This is a genomic window from Kribbella sp. NPDC055071 (genome assembly GCF_053608045.1).
The window spans coordinates 85,721-92,370 of the sequence record NZ_JBSGUS010000025.1; the positions used below are offsets into that span (position 1 = coordinate 85,721).

The following is a 6,650-nucleotide window of genomic DNA, read 5'->3' on the forward strand; positions in this document are numbered from 1 at the left end:
TGACGCCATGCGAGCAATCGTCAAGAAAGCAGCGGGCGTCGGCGTCCTGGCCGCGTCCATCGTCGCCATCGGCTCAGTTGCCTCGGCGGCCGTGCCGGATCCGACCGTCAACGCCTGCGTCGGCAAGCTGACCGGGCTGGTCCGCGTCCTCGATCCGGCCAAGAATCAGACCTGCACCGCGTTCGAGAAGCCGCTGAGCTGGAACCAGCGCGGCGTAGCCGGTCCGGCCGGCGCAACCGGTCCTGCTGGTCCAGCCGGCGCAGCCGGCGCAACCGGCGCAACCGGCGCAACCGGTGCCACTGGCGCAGCGGGTCCAGCCGGCGCAACGGGCCCCGCCGGACCGACGGGGGCGACGGGGCCCGCTGGACCGTCCGGTGATGACAACGTGCTGTGGGCGCGGGTCCAGACGCGAGCTCGTGATGACGGTTGGTACACCATCACGGTCGCCAATCAGAAGCACGTGACCGGAGCACTGATTCGCGGTGACTACCACTATCGGGTGACCTTCGATCGGCCGGTCGACCAGTGTGCTGCTCAGGTGACGCCGGTCAACAACCACTACGGCGCCGTCGACAGCTTCGGGCTGCCGACCAACGAGCTTGATGTGACCTTCTTCATCCAAGGCTTCGACAGCCCGGTCGCCAGCGACTTCTCCATCACCGTCAACTGCTAGCGGACCGCTGCGAGAGCGGCTGAGTCTTCTTCGCCGAAGGTGTCTTCGAGCTTCTCGGGGGAGTAGTCGAGGTCGATCCCGGCGACGTCCGCGCCGACCGCGGACTCGATCGCGCCGAGGCGTCGGGTGGCGCGGTCTCCGGCGTACGTCATCAGGGCGGTCGGGTTGATCTCCGGTGGGAGCTCGGGGGAGTTGTCGAGGGCCCACTGGATCTGGGTGAGCGCGTGCGGGAGCAACTCCTCCATGGTGTCGGTGACGACCTTCCAGTTCGACTCGTCGCCGGCCACGTGGCGGCGGCAGGTGAACGTGCCCCACGCCATGTGGCGGCGTTCGTCGTCGCCGATCCGGCGGATGAGCTCCTGCATGCCGGGGAGAACGCCGCGGGCGGTGCAGAGCAGGTTCCACGCGTGGTAGCCGGTGAGGGCCAGAGTCCCTTCGACGACGTGGTTGTACGTGACTGACGCGCGGACCTGGTTCGCCGGCGACGGGTCGTCGGCGAGGGACTTCAGCGAGACCGGGAGGGCCTCGTAGAAGATCGCGCGGTAGCCCGGGTTGTTCTCGACGTACCGATGCAGGTCTTCAGTGACACCGACCGCGTCCAGCCAGAGCCGGAAGACCGCGGTGTGCTTGGCCTCCTCGAAACAGAACTGGGTCAGGTACATCTCGTCACCGAACCGGCCCTCGGCCGCCATCGCCTGCAGGAACGGCTGCAGATCCTCGGTCACCGCCTCCTCCCCGGCGATGAACTGCGAGCACAGCATCAACGCGTTCTCTTTGTCGTTGTCGTCGAACTCCTGCCAGTCCTTGGCGTCCTGGCTGAAGTCGATGTCGCGCGGATTCCAGAACTTGCTGTTGCCCTTGTCGAACAGCCGCAGCGGCAGGGCGTCCCAGTTCAGCCCACCGGACCGCAGTGAGCTGAAACCCTGTCGATAAAGGGGATTCGTCATGCGTTCTGCCTCCTGGATTCGACAAGAAAGGGTGCGAGGACGCGACTCAGCTGCGCGGCCACGATCGCCGGGGGAGGGCCCGGAGTGACGATGTGACTCAGGACGACGCGCAGAGCGACGTCGACACAACTGGTCGCGTCCTCAGCCGGCACCTCCGGCCAGTGCTCGCGGACGTGAGCATCCAGGCGGAGATGAGCCAGCTCCAGCACCTGCTGTCCCCGTGTGGTCAGCAGCTGACTGGCCTGATCGGACCCTGGCTGGCTCAGGGCTGCCTTCACGAGCGGGTTCTCGCTCGCCAGCGTGAGTGCCCGCTCGACCGCGGCCCGCAAACCGTCGATCGGGCCGGACTGCTCGGCAAGCGCTGCGTTGACCTCCACCAGGAATCGCTCGGTCTCGCGGGCGACGAGTGCCTCCAGCACACCCCACTTGTCGCCGAGCTCGTTGTAGACGGTCTGTCGCGAAACCCCGGTACGACGGGCCACGTCAGCCATCCGGAGCCCGTCGTACCCGCCGGAGACGACCGCGTCGTACGCGGCATCCAGCAGTTCGTCGCGCAAACGGCGCTTGGTCCGGTCGGCGAACGAGTCCATGCGGATCATGCTTTACAAAATCGACTCCAGTGTCAAGGTGGCGGACAAAGCGAAATCAATTGTCAAGTGACGAGAAGTGCGCGGCGTCGCCGGTCCGCGGGGTGCTGCGGACGCCGTCCACACTGACCGGGACGTCGCCGGCCAGGGTGATCCGGTGCAGTCGCCGCGGCTGATCGTCGTAGTCGGCGACGCCGTAGTGCTGGGTGGCGCGGTTGTCCCAGATGGCCAGATCACCCGGCTGCCACTGCCAGCGGACCGTGTTGTCGAGGTTCGTGACGCGCTTCTGCAAGAGCTCGAACAAGGCCGTTGTCTCGGCCGAGCCGAACCCGACGAAACGCCGGACGAAATGACCGAGCACGAGCGAGCGCTCGCCGGTCTCGGGATGAATGCGGACCACCGGGTGCTCGGTCTCGAACAACTTCGACACGAACTGCTGGCGGTGCTCCTCCACCTTCACGTCCACGCCACCGATCCGGCTCTCGTCCTTGTGGCCGGCGTAGTCGTAGACGTTGCTGTGGACCGCCCACAGCCGATCCACCAGCGCTTGCAGTGCGACGGGAAGGTTCGCGTACGCCGTGACCGTGTTGGCCCATGTGGTCGCGCCGCCGTACGCCGGCAGGGTGACGGCCCGGAGCAGGCTGATCGCGGGGATCCGGTCGATGAACGTGACGTCGGTGTGCCAACTGTTCGCCTGGCCGTAGTCGGAGTCGATCGGCAGCACGTTCGCGGCGCCCTCGATGCTCTTCGAGGTCGGATGCGCGAGTGTCGGCGTACCGAGCAACTTGGCGAAGGCGAGCTGACCTTCGTCGTCCAGGTGGTGCTGGCCGCGGAAGAAGATCACCTTGTGGTCGAGCAGGGCTTGCAGGATCGCGGCAACGGTCTGCGGGCTCAGGTCCCCGCCGAGCGCGACATTGCCGATCACAGCGCCGATCGCGCCGCCGGCCTTGGTGACGGTGAGTTGTGGTGCTTCGAGCTGGGTGGTCATGGGATGGCTCCTCTCGGTTAATACCTATAATCCAACTGAATTAGTAGACTTAAGGCTCGTTTCGGGATGCGAGACCGGCAGCGGGAACCGACGACGTAGGGTTGGGGACGTGTCAACCGCCGAGATCCAGCCCGCCCAGGGAAGTACCTTCGACGTTCCGGAACTGGTCGTCGGGTTCGACCTGGACATGACGCTGATCGACTCACGGCCGGGAATCAAGGCCGTCTGGGACCTGCTGGCCGCGGAGACCGGCGTACCGATCGACTCCGCGTTGGTGGTGAGCCGGCTCGGGCCGCCCCTGACCTGGGAGATGTCGAACTGGTTCCCGCCGGAGCAGGTTGACCCGATGGTCGCGCGGTACCGCGAGCACTACCCGGAGCACGCGATCACCGGGAGCCTGCCGATGCCCGGCGTGACCGAGTCGCTCGCCGCGATCCGCGCGCTGCGTGGGCGGACGATGGTGGTCTCGGCGAAGTACACCCCGTCGGTGCGGCTGCACCTCGAGCACCTCGGCCTCGACGTCGACGAGCCGGTCGGCGACCTGCATGGAGCCGAGAAGGGTACGGCGCTCCGCGAGCACCAGGCCACGATCTTCGTCGGCGATCACACCGCCGACATCGACGGCGCGCGGGCGGCCGGTGCGGTGGCGGTATCGGTCGCGACCGGCCCGTTCAGCGCTGACGAGCTTCGCGCGTACGGCGCGGACGTCGTACTGAACGACCTCACCGAGTTCCCTGCTTGGCTCGACGCCTACGTGCTGGAGCAGCGGCTGGAAGCGTTGATGCGGCGCTTGTCGAGCTACGACAAGATGGTGGTCGCCTTCAGCGGCGGCGCCGACTCCGCGTTCCTGCTCGCTGCCGCGGCCCGGGCGATCGGTCCGGCCAACGTGGTCGCCGCGACCGCGATCTCGCCCTCGCTGCCGGCCGCTGAGCTCGAGCCGGCGGCGCGGTTCGCTGACGGCATCGGCGTACGGCATGTCACGCCCGCCACGCACGAGATGGACCGCGAGGGATATCAGGCCAACGCCGGAGACCGGTGCTACTTCTGCAAGGCCGAGTTGGTCGAGACGCTGCAGCCGATCGCGGACGAGTTCGGCATCACCGTGATCGCGACCGGGACCAACGCCGACGACGCGATCGCCGGCTTCCGGCCCGGGATCCGGGCCGCCTTCGAGCGGGGTGCGATCACGCCGCTGAAGGATGCCCGGTTGACCAAGGCGCAGATCCGTGCAGCGTCGCGCAGTTGGGGGCTCGAGACCTCCGACAAGCCGGCGGCCGCGTGCCTGTCCAGCCGGATCGCGTACGGCATCCGCATCACTCCGAACCTGTTGGCGCGGGTCGATCGGGCCGAACAAGCGGTCCGTTCGCGGCTCACGGCGTACGGCGTTCAGAACGTTCGCGTCCGTGATCTCGGTGAGGCCGCGTCGATCGAGATCGATGCCGGACTGCTGGATCGGGTGGACCACCAGGAGCTCGTCGACGCCGTCGTCGCCGAGGGGTTCCGGGCCGCGCGGCTGGACCAACGCGGGTTCCGGTCCGGGTCGATGAACGAGCAGCTGAAGGATCCGGAGAAGTACCGATGAGGTGTGGGTCCGCGCGGATGCGGGCAGCCTCCTGGATCGGGTAGTTTCCCGGAGGCGCCGCGGCGCCGGTTCACGTACGCTGGGTTCCCGATCGGCCGCCTGTCCGATCGTGTTCCGACGATTGACGTCTGTCTGTTTTCGATAGAGGGGTTCCCGTGCCCGTAGGCAAGGTCAAGTGGTATGACTCCGAGAAGGGGTTCGGCTTCCTCAGCAAGGAGGAGGGCGGGGACGTCTACGTCCGGGCCGAGGCGCTGCCCGCGGGAGTGACCAACCTCAAGCCGGGGCAGAAGGTCGAATTCGGTGTCGTCGAGGGACGCAAGGGCGAGCAGGCCCTGCAGGTCCGCCTGATCGACCCGCCGCCGTCGGTGGCGAAGGCGATGCGGCCCAAGCCCGAAGAGATGCAGCTCGTGATCGAGGACCTGATCAAGCTCCTCGACAACCTCGGCGAGAGCTACCGCCGCGGCCGCCAGCCCGACGGCAAGGCCGCCCGCCAGGTAGCCACCGTCCTCCGCGGCGTAGCAGACAAACTAGACGTCTGACCACCCGCCTCCTTGATGGGATGTCCGGCTGTTGCGTCGGACATGTGGTTCGATCGGTCACCGCTTCGCGGCGGCTCCGTCGGTTGCCGCCTGCGGCGGGGCGCGGATGGTGCATCCACGTTCAGCTGATTTGCGCGAGCGGTCTGTCGTCGCGTCGGCCCTTGCGGAGAGACCGTGGCTGGGGCCTTGCGGAGGGGCTGTGGTTGGGTCGGGGCCTTGCGGAGGGACTGTGGTTCGCGGTCTCCGCTGCGTGATGGTGCTAGTCACGGCGGCGTGCCTCAAGGGCGCCTTCGGCGTCGCTGCGCGATCTTCGACCCTTGACCCACACCGCCGCGACCAGGAAAGGACGCAGCTACGCGGATCCCGCGGGGAGTTGTGAGCCGGGTGGTGTGGATCCGGTTGGTCGGTGTGGTGGCGGGCTGGTGTGGTTCGGTGTGGTTGGTTGCGGAGTCCGGTGGACGGGCCGGTCCCGGTCTGCTGGTGTGCGCGAATCAGTTTTGCGGGGGGCTGTGCCGGGCTGGGGTCTCGCGATCCGGGCAGATTCATCCCACTCGCCGGTCCAGCAGCCCGTGTCTCGCGGGCTGGGGTGGATCTCTTCCCGTTGCGGGTAGAAGATCCTCCCGACCCTCTTCCCTGCCAGGGGAATCCCGTCACCCGGACACCCCCGACCACATCCCGGGATCCACACCTGCTTCTGGGCTGCCATCTCGTGGGTTATCCGGTGAGTTTGTCGGTTCTCGGGTGAGATTTCGGTGGGAGAAGGGACAAGCTCATGGGGTAACCCGTGAGTTGGAGACCGCCTGGTTGGGGCAGCCCCGTCGCGTCGTCGGCCGGCTGCTGTGAGGTCTGCCCGGCGGCACGCCGAACCGCCACCCACTACGATCCGTCACCGTGATCACGCCGCGGCTTCATCCAGACCGGCCCGTCACCACAGCCCACCTCCGTGAACACATCGGTGCCCCACCCCGGCCGTCGGCCTCACCACAGTCCACCGCCGTGATCACGGTGGCGTCCACCTAGATCGGCCCGTCGGCCTCACCACAGTCCACCGCCGTGATCACGGTGGCGTCCACCTAGATCGGCCCGTCAGCCGCACCACGGCCCACCACCGTGATCGCGCTGGCGCCCGACGCGGGCCGGTCCGTCGGCCTGACTGCGGTTCGCCCCTGTGATGACGCTGCCGCCTATCTAGATCGGCCCTTCAGCCTGACCGCGGTTCACCGCCGTGATCACGTCCGATGTGCGACCACTCGGGTGAGCGGCTCCGGGATAGACGGTATGGAGTGACGCACGGGTTGGCGGGTGTTCTGGGGGGCCTGGTGTTTCCTCGCTCG

The 6,650-nt window shown here is 67.5% G+C and carries 6 protein-coding genes; 3 read left to right on the forward strand and 3 right to left on the reverse strand.

Annotation, left to right across the window (positions count from 1 at the left end; all coding sequences use genetic code 11):
* The first annotated feature begins 7 nt into the window (after positions 1-7).
* Positions 8-673 carry a hypothetical protein gene (locus ACWF4Z_RS32490; RefSeq protein WP_452247008.1) on the forward strand — a complete coding sequence of 222 codons (666 nt, stop codon included), beginning with the start codon at positions 8-10 and terminating at the stop codon, positions 671-673.
* Here the strand turns inward: ACWF4Z_RS32490 and ACWF4Z_RS32495 are convergent.
* The 3 genes from ACWF4Z_RS32495 to ACWF4Z_RS32505 are packed head-to-tail and all read right to left on the reverse strand — an operon-like array spanning position 670 to position 3,195.
* Positions 670-1,620 carry a R2-like ligand-binding oxidase gene (locus ACWF4Z_RS32495; RefSeq protein WP_452247009.1) on the reverse strand — a complete coding sequence of 317 codons (951 nt, stop codon included), beginning with the start codon at positions 1,618-1,620 and terminating at the stop codon, positions 670-672. The two genes, ACWF4Z_RS32490 and ACWF4Z_RS32495, sit on opposite strands and share 4 nt — an antisense overlap.
* Positions 1,617-2,219: a TetR family transcriptional regulator gene (locus ACWF4Z_RS32500; protein ID WP_452247010.1), complete on the reverse strand. Its 603-nt coding sequence runs from the start codon at positions 2,217-2,219 to the stop codon at positions 1,617-1,619. Before ACWF4Z_RS32500 ends, ACWF4Z_RS32495 begins: the two co-directional genes overlap by 4 nt.
* Positions 2,220-2,265: 46 nt before the next feature.
* Positions 2,266-3,195: a TauD/TfdA dioxygenase family protein gene (locus tag ACWF4Z_RS32505; RefSeq protein WP_452247011.1), complete on the reverse strand. Its 930-nt coding sequence runs from the start codon at positions 3,193-3,195 to the stop codon at positions 2,266-2,268.
* A 109-nt stretch (positions 3,196-3,304) separates the two neighbouring features.
* On the opposite strand from ACWF4Z_RS32505, the gene larE reads away from it, so the two are divergent.
* Both larE and ACWF4Z_RS32515 read left to right on the forward strand, forming a co-directional pair.
* Positions 3,305-4,777, forward strand: a complete 1,473-nt coding sequence (larE, locus tag ACWF4Z_RS32510; protein ID WP_452247012.1) for an ATP-dependent sacrificial sulfur transferase LarE — start codon at positions 3,305-3,307, stop codon at positions 4,775-4,777.
* A 155-nt stretch (positions 4,778-4,932) separates the two neighbouring features.
* Entirely contained in the window at positions 4,933-5,316 is a 384-nt protein-coding gene (locus tag ACWF4Z_RS32515) for a cold-shock protein (RefSeq protein ID WP_452247013.1), read from the forward strand.
* Positions 5,317-6,650: the final 1,334 nt, after the last annotated feature.

Bases quoted from the DNA above. Each gene is read 5' to 3' on its own strand.
- ACWF4Z_RS32490 (WP_452247008.1), top strand. From the start codon at position 8: ATGCGAGCAATCGTCAAGAAAGCAGCGGGCGTCGGCGTCCTGGCCGCG.
- ACWF4Z_RS32495 (WP_452247009.1), bottom strand. From the start codon at position 1,620: ATGACGAATCCCCTTTATCGACAGGGTTTCAGCTCACTGCGGTCCGGT.
- ACWF4Z_RS32500 (WP_452247010.1), bottom strand. From the start codon at position 2,219: ATGATCCGCATGGACTCGTTCGCCGACCGGACCAAGCGCCGTTTGCGC.
- ACWF4Z_RS32505 (WP_452247011.1), bottom strand. From the start codon at position 3,195: ATGACCACCCAGCTCGAAGCACCACAACTCACCGTCACCAAGGCCGGC.